The 2,176-nt window shown below is 36.1% G+C and carries 2 protein-coding genes; both read right to left on the bottom strand.

Going from position 1 to position 2,176, the window contains the following annotated elements; translation table 11 throughout:
• Positions 1 to 36 precede the first annotated feature (36 nt).
• A complete protein-coding gene (istB, locus tag D8M03_RS17470; protein WP_121216050.1) occupies positions 37 to 801 on the bottom strand; it encodes an IS21-like element helper ATPase IstB in 765 nt (254 codons plus the stop codon).
• Entirely contained in the window at positions 798 to 2,084 is a 1,287-nt protein-coding gene (istA, locus tag D8M03_RS17465) for an IS21 family transposase (protein ID WP_121216049.1), read from the bottom strand. Before istA ends, istB begins: the two co-directional genes overlap by 4 nt.
• Positions 2,085 to 2,176: the final 92 nt, after the last annotated feature.

The following is a 2,176-nucleotide window of genomic DNA, read 5'->3' as shown; positions in this document are numbered from 1 at the left end:
ATATGTACATTTATGCTTGTTTAAGGGTGTACAAAATTACTCGTTTACTGGTTCGAGGTGTTGCTTAAGACGGTACGAATCACCAGTAATAGTTACGACACTTGCGTGATGTAAAATGCGATCTAAAATCGCATTTGCTAACTTCGGCTCTGGGAAAATTTCTTCCCATGATTTGAAGTTCACATTGGTTGTAAAAATCGTACTTTTCTTTTCATAACGTGCATCGATGAGTTGGAAGAATAGCTTCGCGTCCTCCGGATCGATTGGTAAATAACCGATTTCATCAATGATTAATAATTTATACTTTGTATAATGTTTCAAACGGCTTTCTAGACGATTTTCAATGCGCGCTTTTTTCAAGTTTTGAATTAAATCATGACACTTAATGAAATAGGTACTTGTCCTTTTTTTCGCTGCTGTAATGCCGATTGCCGTAGCTAAGTGGGTTTTACCCACACCACTTGGACCAAGAAATACAATGTTTTCGTTTTCTTGAATAAAACGTAAGCTCTGAAAATCACGTAATTGTTGCTGATTGACACTTGGTTGAAATTCAAAATCAAAATCTTTCATTTCCTTTAGATGTGGAAAGGCTGCGACCTTCACCATTGCGTGAATCATGTTTTGCTCACGTACATCTACCTCATAATTCGTTAATTTAATGAGCGTATCAATAAATGAAAGTTCATTCTTGATACTGAAGTCAATGACTTCACTTAAATGAAGCCCCATTTGCTTGAGTTTTAAATACTCCAAGTTTTGCAGGAGTTGCTGATAGTTTGTGTTTGTAAACTGATTCATTTATAGATGTCTCCGATCGCTGCTAAATTTCGCTTGGCTAAATCATTAATATCTGGATAGTTTGGCATCGCTTTCGACAGTGTCTCACGATAGTGAGCCTCTTGATAATTGAGTTTTGCGTCACTAATTTTATGTTGCGCTATGAGTTCCATGTTATAATGAATCCATAATCGGTCATCATATACTTGTAAACTTACTTTCTTTCCTTGATACGCTGGTGGTACAGAGTATTGATTGGACTTGTAAGAAATCATGTTAGATGCATTGACTTTCACAAGTGTATGGTTGATTTTGAAGGAATCTCTTACTCGTTCAGTTGGTAGCTGGAGTAAGTGATTCTTTTCTTTTTGAAATTCAAGTAATGGAATCTTATTTGTCCCTTGATGAACTTCACGGTTCACACGATTACACAATTGTTCGATATAAATGTGTAGCTCTTCCATATTCAATTGCCCTTGATAAGCATGAATTTCATCAAGTAGCTTCATCGTTGTTTCAACTTTTCCCTTTGTCTTCGGACGTCCTGCGATACAAGGTCTCACTTTGAAACCAAAATCTTGCGCAAATTGGGCAAACTTCACATTCACTTTTCCTTTGGAAAATTCGGTTCTCGCTTCATCCATGACCGTTTTCATATTGTCTGTAACCAGTTCTTCAGGCACCCCACCCATTTTTTCAAACGTTTCCGTAAGGAAAGAAAATAGCACAGCTTGCGACTTTGAAATACTCATATAAAAGAATCGCATACGTGAATGGCTCAAAATTAAAACAGCTACGTTAATTTCTACTTGTTCACCATCTTTTGTTTCGTACAAAATACTTTCTTTCCAATCTAACTGTGCCTGTTTACCTGGACGTGTTTCGAAACGAATACCACTGTTTTTCATACTTGGAATCCGTTCATCTTTATCGAAATAAGCTTGGAATTCCGGTGTATTCGCAATATAAGTGCGGAACGTTGATTGAGCACAACCTAAGCCATGATTATCTTTTAAATACTGCCAAAGATTACGACGATAATAAAACACCTGCTTCGAATCCTCTGATAATAAACTTGCGATTATTGGATAAAACGCATCGATTTTAGATGGTTTGTTACGCTTCTTTTTGGGAACGAAACCGTTTAGATATTTGTCGATGGTACGACGATCTACACCCATGTCCCTTGCTAATTTACTTTTATTAATTTTCATTTTTAAATGCTCCATTATTTGTTTATATGCTGCTAAATCTGTAAGACTTTTCAGTTCGAATGTTGTCTCTACGTTTAATTGAATATACATTTCCAATCACCTCTAGATCAGTATGTATACCCCGAGCATTTTTGTACATTGTTATTCAAGCGGGAATGTACATATTTAAATTAGCATTTGTA

The organism is Ureibacillus endophyticus (assembly GCF_003628435.1).
Taxonomy (GTDB): Bacteria; Bacillota; Bacilli; order Bacillales_A; family Planococcaceae; genus Ureibacillus; species Ureibacillus endophyticus.
The sequence above is the reverse complement of the archived record's forward strand: the minus strand, read 5'-3'. Positions and strand labels throughout refer to the sequence as shown.

Excerpts from the sequence above, each read along its gene's own strand:
- istB (WP_121216050.1), bottom strand. The coding sequence starts at position 801 with ATGAATCAGTTTACAAACACAAACTATCAGCAACTCCTGCAAAACTTG.
- istA (WP_121216049.1), bottom strand. The coding sequence starts at position 2,084 with ATGTATATTCAATTAAACGTAGAGACAACATTCGAACTGAAAAGTCTT.